20 protein-coding genes are annotated in these 21,596 nt (G+C 63.1%); 8 read left to right on the top strand and 12 right to left on the bottom strand.

Annotated features, from left to right (window positions below):
• The 7 genes from pdeM to ACF8FB_RS11260 form a co-directional block, all read right to left on the bottom strand.
• Positions 1 to 651, bottom strand: coding sequence for a ligase-associated DNA damage response endonuclease PdeM (gene pdeM / locus ACF8FB_RS11230; RefSeq protein ID WP_392511347.1), 651 nt, complete (start codon positions 649 to 651; stop codon positions 1 to 3).
• Positions 648 to 3,098, bottom strand: a complete 2,451-nt coding sequence (locus ACF8FB_RS11235) for a ligase-associated DNA damage response DEXH box helicase (protein ID WP_392509807.1) — start codon at positions 3,096 to 3,098, stop codon at positions 648 to 650. Before ACF8FB_RS11235 ends, pdeM begins: the two co-directional genes overlap by 4 nt.
• A gap of 68 nt (positions 3,099 to 3,166) precedes the next feature.
• Positions 3,167 to 4,282 (bottom strand): succinylglutamate desuccinylase/aspartoacylase family protein, encoded by a 1,116-nt coding sequence (locus ACF8FB_RS11240; protein WP_010952267.1) that lies wholly within the window; start codon positions 4,280 to 4,282, stop codon positions 3,167 to 3,169.
• Between the two features lie 113 nt (positions 4,283 to 4,395).
• On the bottom strand, positions 4,396 to 6,054 hold the full coding sequence (locus ACF8FB_RS11245) for an ATP-dependent DNA ligase (protein ID WP_010952268.1): 1,659 nt from the start codon (positions 6,052 to 6,054) through the stop codon (positions 4,396 to 4,398).
• On the bottom strand, positions 6,051 to 7,067 hold the full coding sequence (locus tag ACF8FB_RS11250; protein ID WP_392509808.1) for a ligase-associated DNA damage response exonuclease: 1,017 nt from the start codon (positions 7,065 to 7,067) through the stop codon (positions 6,051 to 6,053). Before ACF8FB_RS11250 ends, ACF8FB_RS11245 begins: the two co-directional genes overlap by 4 nt.
• Positions 7,068 to 7,193: 126 nt before the next feature.
• The gene (locus tag ACF8FB_RS11255; protein ID WP_010952271.1) at positions 7,194 to 9,635 is read right to left on the bottom strand and encodes a penicillin acylase family protein; all 2,442 of its coding nucleotides are present in this window, start codon (positions 9,633 to 9,635) and stop codon (positions 7,194 to 7,196) included.
• A 103-nt stretch (positions 9,636 to 9,738) separates the two neighbouring features.
• Positions 9,739 to 11,079, bottom strand: a complete 1,341-nt coding sequence (locus tag ACF8FB_RS11260; protein WP_010952272.1) for a PLP-dependent aminotransferase family protein — start codon at positions 11,077 to 11,079, stop codon at positions 9,739 to 9,741.
• Positions 11,080 to 11,251: 172 nt separating this feature from the next.
• Between ACF8FB_RS11260 and ACF8FB_RS11265 the strand changes: the two genes are divergently transcribed.
• From ACF8FB_RS11265 to ACF8FB_RS11280, 4 genes are read left to right on the top strand one after another with little or no spacing between them, the layout of a single operon-like run.
• Positions 11,252 to 11,965 carry a serine O-acetyltransferase gene (locus tag ACF8FB_RS11265; protein ID WP_172835037.1) on the top strand — a complete coding sequence of 238 codons (714 nt, stop codon included), beginning with the start codon at positions 11,252 to 11,254 and terminating at the stop codon, positions 11,963 to 11,965.
• Positions 11,962 to 12,750 carry an alanyl-tRNA editing protein gene (locus ACF8FB_RS11270; protein WP_010952274.1) on the top strand — a complete coding sequence of 263 codons (789 nt, stop codon included), beginning with the start codon at positions 11,962 to 11,964 and terminating at the stop codon, positions 12,748 to 12,750. The genes ACF8FB_RS11265 and ACF8FB_RS11270 overlap by 4 nt, the downstream gene beginning before the upstream one ends.
• Complete coding sequence (locus tag ACF8FB_RS11275) at positions 12,747 to 13,958, top strand: MFS transporter (RefSeq protein ID WP_014589932.1); 1,212 nt, start codon at positions 12,747 to 12,749, stop codon at positions 13,956 to 13,958. Before ACF8FB_RS11270 ends, ACF8FB_RS11275 begins: the two co-directional genes overlap by 4 nt.
• Complete coding sequence (locus ACF8FB_RS11280; RefSeq protein WP_392511348.1) at positions 13,955 to 14,857, top strand: pyridoxal-phosphate dependent enzyme; 903 nt, start codon at positions 13,955 to 13,957, stop codon at positions 14,855 to 14,857. The genes ACF8FB_RS11275 and ACF8FB_RS11280 overlap by 4 nt, the downstream gene beginning before the upstream one ends.
• Before the next feature lie 167 nt (positions 14,858 to 15,024).
• Here the strand turns inward: ACF8FB_RS11280 and ACF8FB_RS11285 are convergent, their stop codons facing one another.
• The 4 genes from ACF8FB_RS11285 to ACF8FB_RS11300 are packed head-to-tail and all read right to left on the bottom strand — an operon-like array spanning position 15,025 to position 16,679.
• Positions 15,025 to 15,222 carry an SEC-C metal-binding domain-containing protein gene (locus ACF8FB_RS11285; RefSeq protein ID WP_003254900.1) on the bottom strand — a complete coding sequence of 66 codons (198 nt, stop codon included), beginning with the start codon at positions 15,220 to 15,222 and terminating at the stop codon, positions 15,025 to 15,027.
• 7 nt (positions 15,223 to 15,229) lie between these two features.
• Positions 15,230 to 15,703 carry an LEA type 2 family protein gene (locus ACF8FB_RS11290; RefSeq protein WP_020191309.1) on the bottom strand — a complete coding sequence of 158 codons (474 nt, stop codon included), beginning with the start codon at positions 15,701 to 15,703 and terminating at the stop codon, positions 15,230 to 15,232.
• A gap of 2 nt (positions 15,704 to 15,705) precedes the next feature.
• Positions 15,706 to 16,182 carry a YchJ family protein gene (locus ACF8FB_RS11295; RefSeq protein ID WP_029615445.1) on the bottom strand — a complete coding sequence of 159 codons (477 nt, stop codon included), beginning with the start codon at positions 16,180 to 16,182 and terminating at the stop codon, positions 15,706 to 15,708.
• A 2-nt stretch (positions 16,183 to 16,184) separates the two neighbouring features.
• Positions 16,185 to 16,679: a DUF6231 family protein gene (locus ACF8FB_RS11300; protein WP_020191311.1), complete on the bottom strand. Its 495-nt coding sequence runs from the start codon at positions 16,677 to 16,679 to the stop codon at positions 16,185 to 16,187.
• 159 nt (positions 16,680 to 16,838) lie between these two features.
• Between ACF8FB_RS11300 and ACF8FB_RS11305 the strand changes: the two genes are divergently transcribed.
• The 3 genes from ACF8FB_RS11305 to ACF8FB_RS11315 all read left to right on the top strand — a co-directional run bounded on the left by ACF8FB_RS11305 (position 16,839) and on the right by ACF8FB_RS11315 (position 18,714).
• Positions 16,839 to 17,531: an OmpA family protein gene (locus ACF8FB_RS11305; protein WP_010952284.1), complete on the top strand. Its 693-nt coding sequence runs from the start codon at positions 16,839 to 16,841 to the stop codon at positions 17,529 to 17,531.
• Positions 17,532 to 17,620: 89 nt separating this feature from the next.
• Positions 17,621 to 18,340: an OmpA family protein gene (locus ACF8FB_RS11310; protein ID WP_350298224.1), complete on the top strand. Its 720-nt coding sequence runs from the start codon at positions 17,621 to 17,623 to the stop codon at positions 18,338 to 18,340.
• A gap of 98 nt (positions 18,341 to 18,438) precedes the next feature.
• The gene (locus ACF8FB_RS11315) at positions 18,439 to 18,714 is read left to right on the top strand and encodes a DUF1145 domain-containing protein (RefSeq protein WP_003254892.1); all 276 of its coding nucleotides are present in this window, start codon (positions 18,439 to 18,441) and stop codon (positions 18,712 to 18,714) included.
• Positions 18,715 to 18,830: 116 nt separating this feature from the next.
• Here the strand turns inward: ACF8FB_RS11315 and ACF8FB_RS11320 are convergent, their stop codons facing one another.
• On the bottom strand, positions 18,831 to 19,295 hold the full coding sequence (locus tag ACF8FB_RS11320; RefSeq protein WP_392511349.1) for a CopD family protein: 465 nt from the start codon (positions 19,293 to 19,295) through the stop codon (positions 18,831 to 18,833).
• Between the two features lie 98 nt (positions 19,296 to 19,393).
• Here ACF8FB_RS11320 and dinG point away from each other — a divergent pair, with 98 nt between their 5' ends.
• Positions 19,394 to 21,538: an ATP-dependent DNA helicase DinG gene (dinG, locus tag ACF8FB_RS11325; protein ID WP_003254889.1), complete on the top strand. Its 2,145-nt coding sequence runs from the start codon at positions 19,394 to 19,396 to the stop codon at positions 21,536 to 21,538.
• Positions 21,539 to 21,596 lie beyond the last annotated feature (58 nt).

A 21,596-nucleotide genomic window follows, 5' to 3' on the forward strand; every position in this document is an offset into this window, starting at 1 on the left:
CTAAAGCGGCCAGACGCGGTCAGCGCCAGCCAGGTACAGCCGGCTGGCGCTGGCGGGGATGATTTCCCACCCCCCGGTGAACTCACCGAATGCAGGTAGCAGGCTGACTTGCTCATCGATCACGAAGCAAGGCAGGCGCAAGCGCTGACGGGCCTTGCCGCGCAGGACGAAGACGGGGTGTACGTGGCCCGCCAGTACCGGGTGTGTGTGGTGGGGCTGTGGCTCGTGCTGCAGGGCAAAGGGCTCCAGAACCCAAGGCTCGTCCACGACCTGAATATCGAGCGAGGCGGGTGGATCGCCGGCGTTGCGATCATGATTGCCGCGTATGAGCACCACTTTCAGATTTTTGTGCCGCTTTCGCCAATCCTCCACCTTGGCCAGCGTTGCCGGGGCGCGGGCCGTGCGGGCATGCAGAAAGTCGCCCAGGATGATCAGTTGTTCGCAGTCATGCTCGGCCAGCAGGCGATCGAGCCTGGCGAGTGTCGCCTCAGTCGTTCCGCGTGGCACCGGTTGATGCAGGGCGCGGTAGCTGGCGGCCTTTCCGATGTGCACGTCGGCCACCAGCAAGGCGCGGCGGGCGGGCCAGTAGATGGCTTTGTCGGCAAGCAGCCAGAGCGCCTGCCCCCGGTGTTCGATGGGTTGGTAATTCATCCCGCGTTCGCCGCTTGTTCCAGTTCCGCCACCATCCGCGCAATGCGGTCTGCCAGCTTCTCGGTGCTCAATGTCTCGCGCATGCCTTCCACCAACAAGGCAAACGCCAGTGGCCCTGGCCGCTTCAACGCCTGCAGGTCCAGTTGCAACTCACTCATTTTCAGCAGTTGCCGATGCAGCCGTTCGATTTCCAGCTCTTCGCTCAATACTTCATCCCGCGCCTGGCCAAGCAGCAAATTCCCCGCGTCATGCTTGCGAAACACCTCATAGAATAGCCCGCTGGAGGCCTGGATTTGCCGCGTGCTCTTCTGCGCGGCGGGATAGCCGCCAAACACCAGCCCGGCAATCTGGGCAATTTCACGAAAGCGCCGCAGTGCCATCTCCCCGGCATTCAGGCTGGCCAGCACATCTTCCAGCAGGTCCGCGGTGCCGAGTGCTTGCGGCAGGTGACTGGCCCAGTCCACCTGGGCAGGGCTGAGGAGTTCGAATCCGTAATCGTTGACGGCAATCGACACCGACAGCGGCTGTGCGCGGCTGACCCGCCAGGCAATCAGATTGGCCAAGCCCAGGTTGGCCATGCGCCCGGCAAAGGGATACAGGAACAGGTGCCAGCCCTGGCGGGATTTGAAGGTCTCGGCCAGCAGTGTGCTTGTGGTGGGCAAGGCTGACCACTGCGCTTGAAGCGCAAGCAGCGGGCGTACTGCGCGCATTTCCGGCCCCTCAAAGCGTTCATGGGCGGCAGCATCGAGCTGCTCGACCAGCGCATCGGCCAGTTCGCTCGAGAGCGGCATGCGCCCGCCGTTCCAGCGCGCTACCGCAGCCTTGCGCGCCGTGCTGCGACGCACATAGGCCGTCATGTTTTCCACGCGTACCAGCTCTAGTACCCGCCCGGCAAACACCAGCGTATCGCCGGGGCGCAGGCGGGCGATGAACGCTTCTTCAACACTGCCCAGCGTTTTCCCGCCGCCGCCCTTGCTCCAGTATTTCAGTTGCAGGTTGGCATCGCTGACGATGGTGCCGATGCCCATGCGGTGGCGCCGCGCCAGGCGTTCGCTGGTAACCCGGTAAACTCCGTCGGCCTGGCGCTCGACACGCTGGTAGTCCGGGTAGGCGGTCAATGAGCTGCCGCCGTGGCAGACGAAGTCCAGCGCCCATTGCCATTGGCTGTCGCGCAACTGGCGAAAAGCCCAGGTGCTGCGCACTTCGGCGAGCAGTTGCTCCGGGCGAAAACCGCTGCCCAAGGCCATGCTGACCAGATGCTGTACCAGCACGTCCATGCACAGGCGCGGTGAAAAGCGGGCTTCGATGTGGCCGGCTAACAGCGCCTGCCGGGCCGCCGCCGCTTCCACCAGTTCCAGGCTATGGGTGGGCACCAGGGTGACCCTGGAGCGCCGCCCAGGCGCGTGTCCTGAGCGACCCGCCCGCTGCATCAGGCGGGCGATGCCCTTGGCCGAGCCGATTTGCAGCACCCGTTCCACGGGCAGAAAGTCCACGCCCAGGTCCAGGCTGGACGTGCAGATCACCGCCTTGAGGCTGCCTTGCTTGAGGCTGCGCTCGACCCAGTCGCGGGTATCGCGGGCCAGCGAGGCGTGGTGCAGGGCGATCAGCCCGGCCCAGTCCGGGCGGGCATCAAGCAGGGCCTGATACCAGATTTCTGCCTGGGCGCGGGTGTTGGTGAACACCAGGCTACTGGCACTGGCATCGATCTCGTGACAGACCTGGTCGAGCATCTTCAGGCCCATGTGTCCAGCCCAAGGGAAGCGCTCGATCGCTTTTGGCAGCAGGGTGTCGACTTGCAGTGCCTTGTCTTGCCGGCCTTGCACCAGCAGGCCGCCCTGGGGCAGCAAGACATCCCGTGCGTGTTGCAGGTTGCCGAGGGTTGCCGACAAGCCCCAGGTCGGTAGGCCCGGGTGCCAATGCCGCAGGCGCGCCAAGGCCAGCTGCAGTTGTACCCCGCGCTTGTTGCCAAGCAGCTCGTGCCATTCATCCACCACCACCAGTTGCAGCGTGGCGAAATCCTCACGTGCCTTTGCCCGGGTCAGCAGCAGGGTCAGGCTTTCGGGGGTGGTGATCAGCACACTGGGTAGCCGCCGGGCCTGTCGGGCGCGCTCGGCACTGTTGGTGTCGCCGCTGCGCACCCCTACGCTCCAAGGCAGCTGGAGCTCATCAAGCGGCGCTTGCAACGCACGTGCAGTGTCGGCGGCCAGGGCACGCATGGGCGTCACCCACAGCACCTGTATGGGGGCCAAGTGGCGGCCCTGGGGCCTGGGCTTGAACGCACGCAGCGCCGCGAGCCAGACCGCGTAGGTCTTGCCGGCACCGGTACTGGCATGCAGCAAACCGGATTCGCCCCGTTCGACGGCAGCCCATACGCGCCGCTGGAAGGCGAAGGGCTTCCAGCCGCGCTTGGCAAACCAGGCATTGGCGAGGTCGGTAGCAGCAGGCATGAGGGCAGGCGGTCCTTCGAAGGCTGTGCTTCTACAGACCACTTGCCGGCTGCAATGGTTTTACCGGATCAATTGGCCAACAGGTAGCCGCTGCGGCATACCTGTTCGCCGGCCACATGGGCGATGACCATGCCAGCGGTGGCCATGCGCCGGACGCTACGCGCATACAGCAGCCCCGGCTGGCTGTTGCGCAGGGGGGTGACTCGGTCACTGAGTGGGTCGATGACTTCGGCGATCAGTTGGCCGGCCTCCAGGTGCTGGCCCGGTTTGGCGTGGTAAACCAGCAACCCGCCCAGTGGCGTTGCCACAGGTTCCACCGCAGCCAACGGGGTGGCGTGGCGTAACAGCGCGGGCAGGGGGGCGCTGGTGCCTTCGATGACACCTGCGTGGGTCAGGAAGTCGAGGATCGCCTGGCAGTCCTTGCTGGCCAGATCATGGCTGACATCCGCCTGGCCACGCAGCTCCACGGTGACCGAGCAGCAGCCCAGCGGGATCGGGAAGCGTTTGCCGAAACGTTGCTGCAATTGCCACCAGACCAGGCTGAAACATTCATCGAACGACTGCCCGCCCGAGTCGGTTGCCAGCAGGCTGGCCTGGACGCCCAGGTAACGGGCCAAGGGTTCGATCTGGGGCCAGGCATCGGGTGTGGTGTACAGGTGCTCGACTGCTTCGAAGTCGCAGTGCAGGTCCAGCACCATATCGGCATCGCAGGCCAGGCGCTGCAGTATCAGGCGCTGGGCTTGCAGGGGTGTGCGGACCGGGTGTGCGTCCAGGCCGCGGCGCAGGTATTCGCGGATCAGTGCAAGGTTGTGCGTCGGGTCCTGGGTAAGGTGTTCTTCGATCTGGTCGCCGATGCTGTCCGACAGGTCGACGAAGTTGCGATTGAAGTTCTCGCCGCTTTGCAGTTCAAAACGCCCCAATGGTGCATCCAGCAGCACTTGCTCCAAACCCACCGGGTTGGCCACCGGCACCAGTATGATCTCGCGCTGCAGTCGGCCTTGCTGTTCCAGCTCGGCCAGGCGGCGCTTGAGGTGCCAGGCTACCAGCATGCCCGGCAGCTCGTCGGCGTGCAGTGAGGCCTGGATATAGACTTTGCCTCCACTGCGGGGGCCGAAGTGGAAGCTGTGCAGTTGGCGGGTGATCCCCGGTACGGGGGAGAGCAGGTCGTGGGTTGAATGGTGCATGTTGGTCCTGGCTGCGTGGCGAAAACGGTCTGCGACACGGGTCGGCTCAAAAATAGAAGCATAGTTTCAGCGAATGCGCCTCATCCTGCAGCAGTCGGGCATCGCAAACTTTTTCAGGCCAGTAGTGCCTGCAAGGTGGCCAGGTCATCTGCTTCTTCCACCGGCTTGTCCAGCCGCCAGCGCAGCATGCGCGGAAAGCGCACGGCAATACCGCTTTTGTGGCGCCGGGACAGGGCGATGCCTTCGAAGCCCAGCTCGAACACCAACGTTGGAGTGACACTGCGCACCGGGCCGAACGTTTCCACCGTGGTCTTGCGGATGATGGCGTCGACCTTGCGCATTTCTTCGTCGCTGAGCCCTGAATAGGCCTTGGCAAAGGGCACCAACGCCCGACCAGGGGTACCTGCCGGTGCATCCCATACGGCAAAGGTGTAGTCGCTGTACAGACTGGCCCTGCGGCCGTGGCCGCGTTGGGCATAGATCAGCACCGCATCGACGCTGAAAGGGTCGATCTTCCACTTCCACCAGATGCCCATGTCCTTGGTGCGCCCCACACCGTACAGGGCCTCGCGTTGCTTCAGCATCAGCCCTTCCACGCCCAGGCTGCGTGACTGTTCGCGCTGGCGGGCGAGGTCGGCCCAGTCCGGGCCTTGCAGCAGAGGCGACAACAGCACGGGGGCAAGTGGATGTTCATCCACCAGGTGTTCCAGCTGGCTTCGGCGTTCGTGCTGCGGTCGGCTGCGCCAGTCCTCGCCCTGCCACTCCAGCAGGTCGTAGGCCTGCAGCACCACCGGCGCATCGTTCAGCAGTTTTTTGCCCAGCGTTTTGCGACCGATGCGCTGTTGCAGCAAGGCGAAAGGCTGCACGGCCAGTTCCGTTTCGGTTTCACCGGGTTTCCAGACCAGGATCTCGCCATCGAGCACCACGCCATCGGGCAACGTCTGTGCCAGGCCATGCAGTTCGGGGAAGCGCTCGGTAACCAGTTCTTCGCCGCGTGACCAAACCCACAGCTGGCCATCGCGCTTCACCACTTGCGCCCGAATGCCATCCCACTTCCATTCGATTTGCCAATCGCTTGGTGGTCCGAGCAGGGTATCGAACTGATCGCTGGACACTTGCAGCGGATGAGCCAGGAAGAATGGGTAGGGCTGGCCGCCACGCTGGTTATGTTCATCGGCGGACTCTGGGGCGATCAGCCTCTGGTAACTGGCTGCAGTCGGGCGATGGCCTATATCGGTGTAGCCGACCAGGCGCTGGGCCACGCGTTTGGCGTCCAGCCCGGCCAGTTGCGCCAGGGCGCGGGTGACCAACAGCTTTGACACGCCCACGCGAAAGCTGCCAGTGATCAGCTTCAGGCATAGCATCAGGCTGGCACGGTCCAACCGGGCCCAGAGCGGCGGCAGGCGCTGGCGGACTTGCTCAGGCGTCAGCCCGCGCAGGGGTAGCAAGTGCTGTTCCACCCAGGTGGCCAGGCCTTCCTCGTTGCCATCGGCGTGCAGCGGCAGCAGCAGCGAAATGGTCTCGGCCAGGTCGCCCACGGCCTGATAGCTTTCTTCGAAAAGCCAGTCCGGCAGGCCAGCCAGCGTCGTCGCCAGTTCGCGTAGAAGGCGGGTGGGCACCAGCTGGCGTGGGCGCCCGCCGGCCAGGAAATACACCGCCCAGGCAGCATCTTCGGCGGGCGCCATGTCGAAGTAGTCGCGCAGTGCCTCGAGCTTGGCATTGCTGGAGGTGGTCGCGTCCAGGCGCAGGAACAGCGTAGCGAAGGCTTTCATGGCGAGGGGGCGGTGTTGGGCACATCGTCTTCGTCGCCATACTCGGTGACGAAGGCGCGGGCATCCAGGCCTTGTTCGGTGAGGTAGCGCACCAGTACCTCGACCGAGCCGTGAGTGACCATCACCCGTTGGGCACCGGTCTGGCCAATGGCCCAGAGCAGGCCAGGCCAGTCGGCGTGGTCGGACAGCACAAAGCCCCGGTCCACGCCGCGCCGCCGGCGGGCGCCGCGTAGCAGCATCCAGCCGCTGGCGAAGGCATCACTGTAATCGCCAAAACGGCGCATCCAGCTACTGCCACCGGCTGACGGGGGCGCCAGGACCAGTGCCTGGCGCAGCAGTGGATCGTTGCGCGGAATATCGCCTGCGTAGCGGGTTTCCGGCAGACGGATGCCGGCATCCCGGTACACCCGGTTGAGCGGCTCCATGGCGCCATGCACGAGGATCGGGCCGATGCTGGCATCCAGCCCATGCAGAATCCGCTGGGCCTTTCCGAAGGCATAGCAGAACAGCACGCTGGCCTTGCCCTGTTCACTGTTGGCCCGCCACCAGGCATTGATGCTGGCGAAGATCTCGCTTTGGCTTGGCCAGCGGTAGATCGGCAGGCCGAAGGTAGACTCGGTGATGAAGGTGTGGCACGCCACCGGTTCGAAGGGCGTACAGGTGCCATCGGGTTCTACCTTGTAGTCACCGGATGCAACCCAGACTTCACCTCGATACTCCAGGCGCACCTGTGCCGAACCCAGCACGTGCCCGGCCGGGTGCAGGCTCAACGTCACGCCGTGGTGCAGCAGGCGCTCACTGTAGGGCAGGGTCTGCAGATTGATGTCCTGGCCCAGGCGGCTGCGCAGAATGCCGGCACCGGGGCTGGCGGTCAGATAATGGCCATTGCCGGTGCGTGCGTGGTCGCCGTGGCCATGGGTAATGACAGCCCGCTCCACGGGCCGCCAGGGGTCGATGTAGAAATCTCCGGGCGGGCAGTACAGGCCTTCGGGGCGGGCGATGACGAGGTCCATGGCACGGGCACTGGTTCTGGGGTTACCCGTTAAGAGGCATGGTGCTGGACGTTAGTTCGGATGGATTTGGGAGGGAGCTGCTGAAAAACTTCATCAAGCCCCCTCATGCGCCCCTGAAGAATGCCGTTACCGCCCCGGCACCAATGTAAGCCGCTGGTTGCCATACGCCCTGCCGAAGTTCTGCTGTTGCAGTGGCAGGCTCATGAAGCGCCCTTTGAACCAGGCATCCAACCCATCGCGGTAATGCGCGCTGGCCGGGTTGCCGGACTGGCCGCTGCTGGTCAGTATCTGCAACGGTTCGGCCTGGCCGAAGTCGACGATCATCCGTGCCGAGGCTGGCAGATGCGTGTCGAAGTCGCTGCCCCAGGCGAATGGTGTGAGGGCCAGGGTAGTGAAGTCGCCGCCTGCGGCAAGCGGCGAACGGCTGATCGCATCACCCAGGCCATGGTAGGCCGGTGCCGGCCAGCGGTACTGGTGCAGCTTGCCCCACTGCCAGGTGCGTCGGTCGGCCCCCAGCTGTGCGATACCGGCCTCCATTGCGCCCGCCAGGCTGCGGGCGAGGATGGCGGGCTTGTCTTCTTTTTGTGGCGTGTTGCGGTCATCCCAGAAGGGGCTGTCATCGCGGCCCAGCAGATGATCGGCCTGCGCCGAGAATGACAAACGTGCATTGCCGACGAATGCCTGCCAGGCCGGGCCAGACTCCGGGCCCAGGTCATCGAGGAAAGTCTGTCGAGCGACCTCCTGCAGGAACAACTCGTAAAGCGCGGCATCGGCCGACACCGGGCTCAGGCGGCCATCGAAGGCCTTGAGCCGGGCCAGCGTGTCGCGGGCCTTGTCGCGCTGCCCGGCGGGGAGGGCGTCGATTGCCTGCTTCAGTGGCTGGGCCATGCCGGGTGCGTCGAACATCTGCTTGAGCTTGTTGGCCAGCAAGGTCACCTGGTCGTTCTGCAGGGCCATCAGGCTGCGACTGTCGTGGCGACCGTTGCCGGCCAGCTGTGCCAGTCGTTCGGCACGCTCGGGGTAGTACCAGGTGCTGGACAGCTGCATGCCATAGCCGCGCGGCAGGCTGCGCTGGTTGGCATGGCCGATCCAGCCCGCGGGTGGGTCCTGGTCGTACGGGTGCAGCATCGGGTCGGCATAGCCGTCCCAGTCGTAACGCCCGTCCCAGCCCGGCGAGGGCAGCAGGCCCTGGCCTTCGCGGCGATTGGGGTAGCGGCCACTGACTTGCCAGCCGATGTGCTCAGGCTCGGCAAAAACGAAGTTGACGGCAGCAGCCGTCACTTCACGTGTGCTGTCGAAGGCCCGCTCCACGTTCTTGGCCCGCGTCAGGTCGAACAGGGCATCCAGGCTGCGATCACCTTTGAACTGGGGCAGGTTCAGCGCAAGGCCCAGGCTGGCGTTTTCTGGCTGGGCCAGCAGGGTGCCGTGGCGGGTGTCGTACATCACTTCGCGCACGGGGCGTTGGCCACGTACAAAGTAGGTTTCGCTGCGGGCGCGGGCCGGCAGCCATTTACCATCGGCCAGGTAGCTCAGCTGACTGCCTTGGCGGCGCAGCTGCTCGAGGAACAGGTCCTGATTGTCGGCCATGACCGCGCTGCTGCTCCAGGCCAGCTTGCCATTGTAGCCGGCCAGCACAATTGGCAGCCCCGGCAAGGACAGGCCGGCAACCTGGTACTTGCTGGTATTGATTTGTACCGGGCTCAAGGCCCAGGCGGCGCGGCTGTCGCTGGCCAGCAGGCTCTTGCCGCTGCGGCTGCGCTGCGGACCCAGGGCCAGGTTGGCCGACCCCGGGCTACCGAGCAGGTCGAGGTCGGCCAGCTTCTGGCTGGCAGCCGCCAGGGCTGGCAGCCCCGGCAACTGGCTGGCCAGGTTCAGGCCCTTGAGCTTGTCCACTTCCATTTCGGCCAACGGCTCGTCCGGGGCCCCGGGCAGCAACCAGGCCAGCTTGTCGCTACCGGCTTTCTGCGCCAGGGTCAGGGCGCTGAGTTCCTCTTGCAGGTTGACCGACTGACTGAACGCGTACAGGCAGAAGATCAGCGCCGAGTCTTCAGGCTTCCAGTATTCGGGGCGATAGCCACTACTGGCCAGGCCTGCTGGCAGCTTGTCGCGGTAGCGGAACAGGTAGGCGTTGACCCCGCGCGCGTACACTTCGAAGAAGCGCTTGAGCCGTGGCGATGCGTCGGCGTATTGCTGGGCGGCACTCTGCTTGAGGTTGGCGGCGCGCATGAGGCGGTCGATATCCAGCGCCTCGCTGCCGGCCAGTTCGGCCAGGCGGCCCTGGGCGAGCAGGCGCATGGCGACCATCTGTTCGATGCGGTCGCCGGCGTGCACATAGCCCAGGCTGAACAGCGCATCATGGAAGCTGCTGCTTTCGATCAGCGGCGCGCCCATGGCATTGCGCCGTACCGAAACATTCTGTGCCAGGCCTTTGAGCGGCTGCACGCCGCTGGTCGGTGGCACGCTGTCCTGATAGCCGCCCGTCTGGCAGCCGGCCAGCCCGAGCATGCCGAGCAGGGTGGCAGCGGTTGCGAACCGCAGGCGGAAGGGAGGAAAGGCGGGGGCGGCCATGGCAAGGGCTCCTGCAAGGCGAGGCTGGTTTGGAAAGGCGCTAAGGTAGTAAGCGCGCAGGCGCCGTGCAAGGTCCCAGGTCGGTTTATTTGATTGCGCCGGGTCAAACCTCGAAGTGCTCGGCCAAGGCGTCGGAAAAATGCGTGCAATTGATGCGCGTGTAGCGTTGGTAGTCACGGCTCACCGCGAATGCAGAGCCGGGCATCAGCAGGATCTTGTGTTGCTCCAGTTTACGCACGAAAGGTTGCAGGTCGGGCAGGTCCGGGTGGTATACCCAGAGGAACATACCCCCTTGCGGTGCAATGTCGAACTGCCAGCCGCGCTCGAGCAGCAAGCGTTGGGTTTGCACTTGCTGGCGGATCAGGCGCTGCTGCACGTCTTTCATGTGCCGGGCATACGTGCCATCCGACAATATGGTGTTGACGAAGCGTTCGCAAAACGCGGGGACAGCGACGCAGGTCAGCAGTTTAAGGCGTGTGAGCGGCTCGATCAGGTCTTGCGAGCAGGCAATGAACCCCACGCGCAGCGAGGCCGACAGGCATTTGGAGAAGCTGCCGATGTAGATAACCCGGTCAAGGTTGTCCAGCTCGGCAAAGGTCTGGCGCACAGCAGGGCTGAAGTCCCCATAAACGTCGTCCTCGACCACGAAGAACTCGTGCTCCACCGCCAGGCGCAGGACGCTGAAGGCGTTGTGCGGGCTGATGTTGCTGCCGGTCGGGTTGTGGAAGGTGCTGTTGCAGAAAAACGCCTTGACCTTGTGCCTGGCCAGGTGGCTTCTCATTTCTTCCACGTCCGGCCCGTCCTGGGTCCGCCGAATGCCGACGACGTGTCCGCCAGCCAGTTGGATCAGCTTGATCAGGTTGCCGTTGCCCGGCTCGTCGACGAACACGTGGTCGCCCGGTTTGATCAGCAACCGTGCAACCAGGTCCAGGCCTTGCGTGGCCCCCAGTGTGGTCAGCAATTGGTTGGGGCGGACTTCGACACGGGTTAGCCGTTTCATGTGCACGCACAGCTGTTTGCGCATGGGCAGGTATCCCTGGATGTCGCCGTACTCTGCCAGCGAGCTCTGCTCCAGCCGCGCCGTGCGACGAATCGCCTTGGCCAGCAGTTCGGTGTCGCGCCACGCTGGGGGCAGCCAGCCGCTGCCCAGCTTGGTGAAGTGCTGGCCGCCCTGCAGCAGCCGGAACAGCGGGTCGCCGGCCATGCATTCGGGTTCGTGGATCACGCTGGTTTGCCGGGCGCGGTTTGCCACGAAGTAGCCTCGCCCGGGTGATGCCGTCAACACACCTTCGCTGACCAGCTGGGCGTAGGCCGACACGACGTCGTGGTAACTGAAGTCCACTGCAGCGGTCAGCTTGCGGATGGAGGGCATGCGTTGCCCGGGCAACCACTCGCCTGCATCCAGGCGTTGTTTCAAAAGGTGATGAAGGCTGCAGGGGATCATGGCAGGTCCGAAACCGTTAGAAAAAAAATCCTAACAGTTAACGGAAATGCTTGTCGACTGTTCGTTTGCAAATGGCCAGCACATGCCAATATCCCTGTGTCGGAACTTTCGGCTGCCAACAAAGGCGGCACTTTTAGCGTCTGTGCAGACCAGACAACTGGATATCAAGCCCATGCACCCAATGGACATGCAATCAGCCGTCATTGCCAGGCTTCCTGTCCCTGACGAACTGGAGTCATTCAAAGTTGTAAAGAATCTTGTGACCTCGGCTTTATTGGAGTGTTGTTCAATCGTCGAGTTCGAAGCACTGAAAGAAACACCGATCATAGAAACTGTGACTGAACAGGCACATGCCGATTTACAGGCATTTGCCATGAAAGATCCGGCTGCCGGCCGCGACCTGGTATTCATTGCAAAAACCTACACCTCTTATTCTGCGGTTTTGCATTATCGGCTTGCCCATTGGATTTACAACAATAGCGCCGCGACCTACGGCGCCGGCGGTCAATGCCTGGCCGCCATGATCTCCAGGCGCGGAAAAATGCTTTCGGGGGCGGAGATCCATTTCCGCAGCCGCATTGGTGCGCGCTTCATCATCGATCACGGCATGGGCACCGTCATTGGTGAAACGTCGACCATTGGTGACGATTGCTACGTGCTTGGCGGCGTAACCCTGGGCGCCCGCGGTATCAGTGACAACCCCTCGAGCCCCAGGCATCCGACGTTGGGTAACCGGGTGCAGATCGGCGCTTTCGCCAGTGTGCTGGGCGCAATTCATGTCGGTGACGGTGCGTTTATCGGGCCGGGCTGCATTGTTACCAAAGACGTCCCGGCCGCTGCCCGGGTACAGGTTAAAACATCATTGCAGGTGGTATTGGAATCATGAACGCTCTGAACTATGAAGTTTTAAGAAATACCGAGAAACTGTATTACAAAGACCAGTATTTGGCGGGCGCGAATACGCAAGTAGCGCGGGTGCACAGTGACGGCATCGAGTTGCTGAGTACGGTGGCCTATCCAGAAGGGGGCGGCCAGGAAGCGGACTTCGGCACCATTGAATTACCGGTGGGTACCGTGCGATTCGTCTGGGTTAAAAAACTCTACGGTAGCCCTATTCGCCTGGAAGGTTTCAAAGGTGGAAAACTGGGCGGCATCATTATTCACAGCCTGCACCCTGATGATTTGCACTTGTTGGATGAAGTCACCGTAGGCATGCCGGCCCGCGTCACTATCGATATCGAACGGCGCGAACGGCTGACGTTGTCTCACAGTGCCAGCCACTTTCTGTATGCCGCCGCCATCGGGCTGCGTGAAGAATTGAAGCAATGGACTATCGGCTGCCATATCAAGGAGGACACGGCACGTTTCGACTTCCTGGTCGAGGACGCGTTCACGGCTGAAGACGTACTTGAAATAGAACGACGGGCGAATGAACTGATCGGCTGCGATGCGCCCATCGAGCACTACGCGGTTCAAGGCCTGGAAGACGCGCGTTTGTGGACCTACAACGGCATCGAAATCCCGTGCGGTGGCACGCACCTCGATTCACCTCGGCGCATCGGGCGCCTTGGCGTCAAGCGCAAACGCCTGGGTAAAGGCAAGGAACGGCTGATCTGCGTGTTCCCCGAGGCCGAAATCGACCTGTCCACTTATCACGAGCACGCATTATGAACAGCACGTTACCGCGGCGCACGTACCTGTACTTCACGGCACAGTCGATCAACCTCACGACTGCCGTGATGTCGGTGACGATGGCGGCCATTGTCGGGGCTGCGCTGGCGCCTGATGCCGCATGGTCCACGGTGCCGTACGGATTCCAGTTTCTGTGCCTGATGCTGGCAACTTATCCGGTCTCCAGGCTGATGAGCCGTATCGGCCGTAAAAAGGCGTTCATGCTGGGCGCGATTCCCCTGGCGCTGTCTGGCGTCAGCGGCTTTCTGGCGGTGGAGCACCAGCATTTTCCAACGCTGGTCCTCAGCCACTCTGCATTGGGTGTGTACATCGCGTTCGCCAACTTCAACCGGTTCGCGGCAACCGACAATCTTTCCCAGGCCTTGAAGCCCAAGGCGCTTTCGCTGGTCGTGGCGGGCGGGGTCATCGCGGCTGTCGTCGGGCCGACGCTTACCGAGTGGTTGCGTGACGTGGGTGGCTACCCACTGTTTTCGCTGTGTTATGCCGCGTTTGTCGGCCTGGCGTTGCTTTCATTGTTGATTGCGCTTTGCCTGCCCAACGATGCCGGTATGGCCAGCGCGGTCAACAGCGCAGCAAAGCCGGCCAGTGTCCGTGCCGAGCCGGCAGGCCCGAGCGTGGTTGTGGCAATGGCTGTCGCTGCCCTGGGCTACGGGATCATGAACCTGCTGATGATCCAGGCCTCGATGCACATGAAACACATGCACGAGGACTTCACTGACGTCCGCCTGGCGATCCAGTGGCATGTGATTGCCATGTTTGCCCCGTCGTTCTTCACCGGCGCCATCATCCAGCGGCTGGGTATCAAGACCACCATTTGCGCGGGCCTGGCCCTGTTGATCGGTTGCTCGGCGATGAATATCTGGTCGCACAGCTACGCCATGATGACCCTGGCACTGATTGCCCTCGGGCTGGGCTGGAACCTCACTTACGTAGGCGGAGGTGCCTTGCTGGCCCAGTCACTGCAGAACAGCCCGGCAGCGATGCAGATGCAGGGCAAGAACGACTTGGCCATTGCCATTTTTGCCACCCTCGGCGCATTCAGCCCTTCGCTGTTGCTCAGCTCGGTCGGCTGGGACGGTACCAACGCCATCTGCATGGTCCTCTGCCTGGGGCTGCTGGTTGCCACTGCCGGCCTGCTGCAGAACAAGGTCGGCCTGCAAACTTCAATGGAAGGTAGCCGCAAATGAGCGAGCTCATCAGTGTCAGCGATCGTATCTACACCAAGCTGGAAATGAACAACCCGGGCGGTAGCCACAAATATCGGGCGGCGCGGCGGATCGTCGAACATGCCGTGCGCAAGGGTGAGATCATGCCCGGGGTGACGACCGTCATCGAAAAAACCGGTGGCAGCTTCGGCTTTGGCTTGCTGGCGGCCTGCCACAAGTACCAGGTCGCCGTAGAGCTGGCGGTGGGGCTGAGCTTCAGCCAGACCAAGCGGGATCTGCTGGAGTGTTTCGGTGCCCGACTGATCGGCAAGGAAATGCTGATGGCCGGTGCCACACCCAAGGACGTGGTGATGCATCACCTGGATAACCAGGCCGCGCTGGGCAAGTCATACTTCTACACCGACCAGTTCAACAACCCGGTGGGCATCGAAGCCCATCGTTATCAGACCGCCAGTGAACTGGCCGTGCAACTGACCAACGCCGGGGCAGGGCGGCAGATCCTGTTCGTGGGCTGTGCGGGTACTGGCGCCAGTTTCACGGGTATCACCCTGGGGCTGAAGGACCATGGCTTCGACGTGTCGACGGTACTGGTCGATCCCAATGGCTGCGATTCGAGGGCTGGCGTGTTCGCCGACCATCGTTTTGAAGGCATGGCCGTGGGCGTTTGCCCGCCGTTCATGGACTGGTCGCTGGTGGACGAGCGGGCCCAGGTGCAACATGCAGAAATGCTGGCCGCACAGCGCTGGTTCTACATGCAGAGTGGCATTTTCGTCGGTAATACAGCCGCTGCCTGCCTGGCGGTTGCCCAGCGCATGGCCCAGCACCCGCGGTATGTCGAGACCACCCTGGTGACCATCGCCTATGATGCCGGCCTCTGGTACCAGGACCTGTTGGGGGCAAACCGGCGAAAGGCCGCGTAGCCACCTGTGTCAGGCTCATGATCCAGAGGCTGGCACGGAAACTGTGGGAGCGGGCGAGCCCGCGAAGCAGGCGACGCGGTGGATGGCACGGGCTTCGCCCGTGTTCGCGGGCGCGCCCGCTCCCACAGTGTTCGAGCCATCTCTCAGATTTTTATCGCGTCAGTCGATCAGGCGCCGTGGCACTTCTTGTACTTCTTCTCGCTACCGCACGGGCACGGGTCATTACGGCCAACGTCCTTCAGGGCGTTGCGTACCGGCTCCTGGTGGCCGTGGTTGCAGTGCGGGCCGTGTACATGGCCGTGGTCGTGGTGGTGATCATGGTCATGGTTGCAGTCAGGGCCATGAACGTGGGGTTGTTGGGACATTGCAGGGTTACTCCGGTATGTAATCGTCGGGGATTATCTCACCACTGCGCGAGATGTGCAGGTCCCGATGGATGAGCAACCCGGTCGCCAGTTCGCCCTGCAGGGAGTAACGCAGCGGCTGCTTGCTTCTGAGCAGCTTGGCCAGTGGCTTCAGGTGCTGCCACAGGTTGGTTCGTGCGGTGATCTTGAAAGTGCGCCGTGCATGCCCGCCCACGCTGCGCCATACGCTGGCTTCATCCTGCACCAGTAGCAGGTCATTGAGGCGTATTGCATACGACACGTTGCGAATGAACAGGCGGCTGTCATTGGGGTTGTCGACCCGCAGGTGCAACACGAACTCCTGTTCCAGCAACCTGGCCTTGACCGTTTCGACCTCGACCAGATGCACTTCGGGCTCGCGCCAGTCCTCGCCCCAACTGGCACAGCCCGTCAGCCATGCCAGCAGCGCACCGAGCAGTAGCAGACGGGTGCGCTTGATCATGTTCAGCTCCCTACGTAGCTGGCGCAGCATTTCTTGAATTTGTGCCCGCTGGCGCAGGGGCAGGGGTCGTTGCGCCCGGCCTTCAGCCCGACCGTTGGGTCGATGAAGTACCAGCGACCGGCATGCTGGACGAAGGCCGAGCGTTCGCGGTGCTGATGATCGCCGTCTTGGTCGTGCCAGCGCGCGGTGAAGGTGACGAAGCTGTGCTCGGGTTGGCCGCCCAGCACTTCTGCGCTTTCCACCTCCAGGCCCAGCCAGGTGCTCTGTGCACTCCAGTCGGCCATGGCAGCACGGTCCAGGCCGGCTTGCTGGGCTGGTAGGGTGGTGGCTACCAGGTAGTCGACCAGGCCCAGCACGTAGGCACTGTAGCGTGAGCGCATCAGGGCCTGGGCATCCGGTGCCGGGGTACCGGCATGGTAATGCCCGCAGCAGGCGTCAAGCAGGTTGCCACTGCCACAAGGGCAGACCGAGACACTCATCATCACCACCAGTACTTGCCGAAGTTTTCAGGGTTGGCCCAGAACCTGGCATTGAGCCAGTCCGGGACCTGCTTATAGTCATGTAGATCATAGGTGAACAGGCTCAAAACCTGTTGGTCACGGCAGAATTTCTCGCTGGCCGACATGGCCAGGGCGAAAAAGTCGGTGTCCTGCCAGCCGCAGGCAGCCAGGTCGGCCAGCACTGCAACCCGGCTGGCATTGAGGTTGCGAATACCGCCGAGCAGCTCCAGGCCGGTGCGCTTGGGCAAGTGTTCCAGGCAGTCCACCAGTACCGCCAGGTCAAAGCGCTTGGCGGCCAGTTCGGCCGGCAGCGGGCCAGGGGCGGCGGTGTCGATGGTGACCTGGGGGTGTGCCTGGGCGAAGGCGTCCAGCGCCGGAAAGCGCGTACCTACCAGCAGCAGCCGTTGTGGAGTGAAGCGCTCGAGCAGGGCTGCCAGGGCCTGTTGCGGGGTGCGTTTGGAGAAACCTTCGGTCATTGCCATTCCTCGTTCAAGTCATCCAAGACTAGCGGGCTGCGGCGTGCGGGCAAAGAGGCATGTGACCGTGTCGTAGCTTATTGCTGGCAGGGTTGGAATGCGCGGTCTTTACTCCCAGAGATCGGCCTTATGCCGATTCCCCCTAGGAGAAGCAATGAAATGAGCATAGTACGCACAGCGTTACCCCTGGTACTGCTCACCAGTGTGTTGACTGGTTGTGCAGGTTTGCAAAAAACCGACTGGCCGAAATGTGCCGCCGTCGGGGGTGTAGGCGGCGCCGCCCTGGGCGCCATCGAAAGCTCCAGCTGGGCTGGCTGGGGTGCGTTGCTGGGCGGTGGCCTGGCGGCGGGCTATTGCTGGGCCCATGGCGATGGCGACGAGGATGGCGACGGCGTGCCAGACAGCCGTGACAAGTGCCCTGGCACCCCGCGTGGTGTGCAGGTCGATGCCAACGGATGCCCGCCTGAGCCGGTTGCGGTGGTCGAAGAAGTGGTGGTGCAGAAGGAAGAAGTCATTGTCATCCGCGATGTGCACTTCGAGTTCGATTCTGCGCGCCTGACGGCCAGTGACAAAGAGCGCCTCAATACCATTGCCACGCGCCTGAAGCAGGAAGCGCCCTCTGCCCGCCTTAGCGTCAGCGGCCATACCGACAGCGTCGGTTCCGACAGCTACAACCAGAAACTGTCCGAGCGCCGTGCCCATTCGGTGACCGATTACCTGGTCGAGAGCGGTGTACCGCGCAGCAGCTTCGTTTCGGTGGTCGGCGCGGGTGAAACCCAGCCGGTGGCAGACAACGCCACGGCCGAAGGGCGTGCCATGAACCGTCGTACCGAGATCAAGATCCAGCGGTAAGACGGCGGGCGCCCGTGCCTCGAGCAGTGGCACGGGCGCGTCTTCATGCCGGCCAGCCGTTTGTGGCCAATGACACAGGAGCATTCAGCATGAGTGTGATGTCGAAGGCGGCTTTGCCGCTGTTGGTGGCTGCCAGCCTGCTCACGGGCTGCGCTACGCACAGCGATGGCAGCGCGCCCCTCAATCAAAGGACCTGGCCCATCTGCAGCCTGCTGGGCGGCTTGGTCGGTGGTGGCCTTGGTGCCATCGAGAGTTCTTCCTGGGCCGCCGGTGGTGGCGCCTTGGGCGCCATTGCCGGCGGGCTGATTTGTTACGCCCAGGACGGTGACGAAGATGGTGACGGCATTTTCGACCGGCGCGATCACTGCCCCGAGACCCCGGCCAACACGGCGGTTGACCACATGGGCTGCCCACTGAAACAGTACCCGGCCGCGCCACCTGCCAGTGCACCCGAACCCTCGCCAGAGGTGATCACCCTCGATGACAACGGCGCGGTGATGTTCGCCTTCGACTCCGCCGAACTGACGCCGGCGGCCCAGCAACGCCTGCAAGGCCTCGTGGAGAAGCTCAATTCACCGACGGTGGCCAAGGTTCGTGTGATCGGGCACACCGACAGTGTGGGCTCCGACAGCTACAACCAGGCACTTTCCGAACGCCGCGCCAGCAGCGTTGCCGAGTACCTGATCGGCCAGGGTCTGGAGATGGGCAAGGTCACCAGCCAGGGCCGTGGGGAAAGCGAACCGGTTACCGACAACGAAACCGAGGAGGGCCGCGCGCGCAACCGACGGGTGGAGCTGCACCTCAACTGAGTGTTGCTGGCGCCTGCCTGGGCATTGCCGTTAATGTTGTTCGCACGGTTTGCTCGATCAGGCCACCTCGACATGGCAACCATCTATAGGGGCGTGGTATGAAGTTCATCCTGGGCCTGGGCAAGGTCCTGACGGTCGCTTTCTGGGGGGTGGTGCTGTTCAATCAGCTGATGCCACAACCCTTGCCCTTCAATCTGCTGATCAATGCCGCAGGCATCGTCTTGTTTGGCCTGCACCTGCTTGAAGTGCTGTTCTTCAATCGCAGCCTGCGCGGGCGCAGTCACCGTTGGTTTGACCGTTTGCAAATCCTGTTGACGGGAATCTTCCATGTCATGTCCATTCCTCGTCCGCGGGAGGCGCCGCGGGTGAACTGATCTTGCAGCGTCTCTCGCTGCGATCCCTTGCAGGAGCGGGCTTGCCCGCGAACACTGGCAACGCCGGTGCCATCCATCGTGGCACCTGCTTCACTGCTGTTTGCACGCAACGCCTGTCAGATCACCAGTCGCGAACTGGCCACCGCAACGACGGCCAGCCCCAGCAGCAGATTGACCCCCACCATCCGCCGAATGCGCCCCAGTACCGCCGCACCCGTCGGCCAGTCCTCGGCCTGCACCGCTGCCTTCAATTCCGGCAGCAGCAACGCCTGAATGCGCATGAACAAGGCAAACATGGCGATCCCGCCACCGATCATCACGTGCACGTATCTGGGCGCCGTCTCGAAACCGCTGAAGCGCATGTGCAACATGCCGATACCACTTATCGCCAAAATCGCCACCGCCAGCCAGACCCAGCCGAAGAAGCGTCGGAAAACTTCCACCCACAAGCGCAGGCGGGCAGGCCCTTCAAGGGCTGCAACCGTTGCCGGGCGCAGCACCAGCCAGGCGAAGAGCATGCCGCCGACCCATACGAGTGCGGCCAGAACATGCAGGGTGTAGGGCAGGGCAAAGGCGAGCATTCGGATCTCCATGCGGCAGAAAGGGCAATAGCGGGGTATGATAGCCGCCCCATGTGAAACACTGAAAATATATCCAGCCCTTCGGGCGCCTGCAGACCATGATCAGCAACGAACTCAAAGCCACTATCCAGGGCGCCTATTCGCGTTTTCTCGAAGCCAAGAGCCTCAAGCCGCGCTATGGCCAGCGCCTGATGATCGCCGAAGTGGCCAAGGTGCTTGGCGACATTGCCTGCGACGATGAAGGCCGCCGCGCTGGCGAGCCTGCCGTGGTGGCCGTGGAAGCGGGCACCGGTACCGGCAAGACGGTAGCCTACAGCCTGGCTGCCATCCCGGCGGCCAAGGCCGCCGGCAAACGCCTGGTGATCGCCACGGCCACCGTGGCCCTGCAGGAACAGATCGTCTTCAAGGACCTGCCCGACCTGATGCGCAGCAGCGGCCTCAACTTCAGCTTCGCCCTGGCCAAGGGCCGTGGCCGCTATCTGTGCCTGTCCAAGCTCGACATCCTGTTGCAGGAAGGCCACGCCCAGTCAGCCACGGCCCAGTTGTTCGAGGAAGAAGGCTTCCGCATCGAAGTCGACGAGCGCAGCCAGAAGCTGTTCAACAGCATGATCGAGAAGCTTGCCGGCAACCGCTGGGACGGTGACCGTGACAGCTGGCCAGAGGCCCTGGAAGACCAGGACTGGGCACGGCTGACCACCGACCACAGCCAGTGCACCGGCCGCCACTGCCCCAACTTCCAGCAGTGCGTGTTCTACAAGGCCCGCGAAGGCATGGGCAAGGTCGATGTGATCGTCACCAACCACGACATGGTTCTGGCCGACCTGGCCCTGGGTGGCGGTGCGGTGTTACCTGACCCGCGCGATACCATGTACGTGTTCGACGAAGGCCATCATCTGCCAGACAAGGCGATCGGCCATTTCGCCCATTATTCGCGGCTGCGTTCCACCGCCGACTGGCTGGAGCAGACCGCCAAGAACCTGACCAAATTGCTGGCCCAGCATCCGCTGCCTGGCGACCTGGGCAAGTACATCGAGCAGGTGCCGGAGCTGGCACGAGAAGTACGCACCCAGCAGCAGTTCATGTTCACCCTTTGTGAACAGGTGGCTGACTTCCGTCCCAGCGAGGACACCGAAGGCCGTGAGCGCCCGCGTTACCGTTTCGAGGGTGGGGTGGTGCCGGAGCAGATTCGTGAAGTGGGCATCGAACTGAAAAAGGGCTTTGCCCGCCTCAACGATTTGTTCACCCGCCTGGCTGACCTGCTCAAGGAAGGCATGGACGGCGAGGTCAATATCGGCATCGCCAGCCATCAGGCCGAAGAGTGGTATCCGCTGTTCGGCAGCCTGGTCACCCGTGCCCAGGGCAACTGGGAGCTGTGGACGGCCTTCACCGCCGAAGACCCGGAAGACAGCCCGCCCATGGCGCGCTGGCTGACCTTGGCCGAAAGTGGCGCGCTGTTCGACATCGAAGTCAACGCCAGCCCCATCCTCGCCGCCGATATGCTGCGGCGCAGCCTGTGGAGCGTGGCCCACGGCGCGCTGGTGACCTCGGCGACATTGACCGCGCTGGGCAAGTTCGACCGTTTTCGCATGCGTTCGGGGTTGCCGCGCGACGCAGTCACCTGCGTGGTGCCCAGCCCGTTCGTGCATGGCGATGCCGGCCTGTTGCGGGTCCCCGACCTGCAGGCCGACCCACGCGATGCAGCAGCGCACACCGCGGCGATCATCCGCGAACTGCCGAACATCGTCGAAGATGCCCGTGGCGCGCTGGTGTTGTTCTCGTCACGCAAGCAGATGCAGGATGTGTTTGATGGTCTGGACCGTGACTGGCGCAAGCTGGTGCTCATCCAGGGCAACCTTTCAAAGCAGGAAACCCTGAACAAGCACAAGGCGCGGGTCGACGATGGCCAGCACAGCGTGCTGTTCGGCCTGGCCAGCTTTGCCGAAGGTGTCGACCTGCCGGGTGCGTATTGCGAGCACGTCGTCATCGCCAAGATTCCCTTTGCAGTGCCCGACGACCCGGTCGAAGCTGCGCTGGCCGAGTGGATCGAGGCACGTGGCGGTAACCCGTTCATGGAAATTGCCGTGCCTGACGCCTCGTTGAAGCTGATCCAGGCCTGCGGTCGCCTTCTGCGTACCGAACAGGATCGCGGCGTTATCACCTTGCTTGACCGGCGCCTGGTCACGCAGCGCTACGGCAAGGCTATTCTCAATGCGCTGCCGCCGTTTCGGCGGGAAATTTCCTGATCGCCGGAGCACTTGCGCCGGCGCATTGTCCATTACTCGTCTTGGGCCCATCAGGGTC

Source organism: Pseudomonas sp. yb_2 (assembly GCF_043103905.1).
Taxonomy (GTDB): domain Bacteria; phylum Pseudomonadota; class Gammaproteobacteria; order Pseudomonadales; family Pseudomonadaceae; genus Aquipseudomonas; species Aquipseudomonas alloputida.

Coding starts and splice junctions, on each gene's coding strand:
- ACF8FB_RS11315 (WP_003254892.1), top strand. CDS start 18,439: ATGAAGTTCATCCTGGGCCTGGGCAAGGTCCTGACGGTCGCTTTCTGG.
- ACF8FB_RS11240 (WP_010952267.1), bottom strand. CDS start 4,282: ATGCACCATTCAACCCACGACCTGCTCTCCCCCGTACCGGGGATCACC.
- ACF8FB_RS11260 (WP_010952272.1), bottom strand. CDS start 11,079: ATGATCCCCTGCAGCCTTCATCACCTTTTGAAACAACGCCTGGATGCA.
- ACF8FB_RS11275 (WP_014589932.1), top strand. CDS start 12,747: ATGAACAGCACGTTACCGCGGCGCACGTACCTGTACTTCACGGCACAG.
- dinG (WP_003254889.1), top strand. CDS start 19,394: ATGATCAGCAACGAACTCAAAGCCACTATCCAGGGCGCCTATTCGCGT.
- ACF8FB_RS11265 (WP_172835037.1), top strand. CDS start 11,252: ATGCACCCAATGGACATGCAATCAGCCGTCATTGCCAGGCTTCCTGTC.
- pdeM (WP_392511347.1), bottom strand. CDS start 651: ATGAATTACCAACCCATCGAACACCGGGGGCAGGCGCTCTGGCTGCTT.
- ACF8FB_RS11295 (WP_029615445.1), bottom strand. CDS start 16,182: ATGAGTGTCTCGGTCTGCCCTTGTGGCAGTGGCAACCTGCTTGACGCC.
- ACF8FB_RS11305 (WP_010952284.1), top strand. CDS start 16,839: ATGAGCATAGTACGCACAGCGTTACCCCTGGTACTGCTCACCAGTGTG.
- ACF8FB_RS11255 (WP_010952271.1), bottom strand. CDS start 9,635: ATGGCCGCCCCCGCCTTTCCTCCCTTCCGCCTGCGGTTCGCAACCGCT.
- ACF8FB_RS11320 (WP_392511349.1), bottom strand. CDS start 19,295: ATGCTCGCCTTTGCCCTGCCCTACACCCTGCATGTTCTGGCCGCACTC.
- ACF8FB_RS11290 (WP_020191309.1), bottom strand. CDS start 15,703: ATGATCAAGCGCACCCGTCTGCTACTGCTCGGTGCGCTGCTGGCATGG.
- ACF8FB_RS11300 (WP_020191311.1), bottom strand. CDS start 16,679: ATGACCGAAGGTTTCTCCAAACGCACCCCGCAACAGGCCCTGGCAGCC.
- ACF8FB_RS11285 (WP_003254900.1), bottom strand. CDS start 15,222: ATGTCCCAACAACCCCACGTTCATGGCCCTGACTGCAACCATGACCAT.
- ACF8FB_RS11280 (WP_392511348.1), top strand. CDS start 13,955: ATGAGCGAGCTCATCAGTGTCAGCGATCGTATCTACACCAAGCTGGAA.
- ACF8FB_RS11245 (WP_010952268.1), bottom strand. CDS start 6,054: ATGAAAGCCTTCGCTACGCTGTTCCTGCGCCTGGACGCGACCACCTCC.
- ACF8FB_RS11250 (WP_392509808.1), bottom strand. CDS start 7,067: ATGGACCTCGTCATCGCCCGCCCCGAAGGCCTGTACTGCCCGCCCGGA.
- ACF8FB_RS11235 (WP_392509807.1), bottom strand. CDS start 3,098: ATGCCTGCTGCTACCGACCTCGCCAATGCCTGGTTTGCCAAGCGCGGC.
- ACF8FB_RS11310 (WP_350298224.1), top strand. CDS start 17,621: ATGAGTGTGATGTCGAAGGCGGCTTTGCCGCTGTTGGTGGCTGCCAGC.
- ACF8FB_RS11270 (WP_010952274.1), top strand. CDS start 11,962: ATGAACGCTCTGAACTATGAAGTTTTAAGAAATACCGAGAAACTGTAT.